The organism is Celeribacter sp. ULVN23_4 (assembly GCF_054788345.1).
In genome coordinates, this window is sequence record NZ_JBTVYO010000032.1 from 1 (window position 1) to 289 (window position 289).

General features: G+C 63.7%; 1 protein-coding gene. It reads right to left on the reverse strand.

Annotation, left to right across the window (positions count from 1 at the left end; translation table 11 throughout):
• On the reverse strand, positions 1–289 hold a 289-nt coding region (locus ACYBHZ_RS19350), incomplete at both ends, for an aldehyde dehydrogenase family protein (RefSeq protein WP_460275953.1).

Genomic DNA, 289 nt, shown 5'->3' on the forward strand with positions numbered 1-289 from the left:
GCCCAGTTCGCCAAAGAAGGGGATCGGTTCCGGACGCTGCGCGCAAAGATTGAACAAGGCCCGACCGCCGCCCAAAGACCCGGTAAAGCCCACGGCCTTGATCAGCGGATGTTGCACGAGCGCGGCCCCGACCTCGCGTGTGCCGCCCTGAATGAAGGAAAAGACGCCTTTTGGCATGCCGGTTTTTTCAATCGCGGCATGGATCGCCTCGGCAATGATTTCACCCGTGCCGGGGTGAGCGGAATGGCCTTTGACCACGACCGGACAGCCGGCTGCGAGCGCCGCAGCG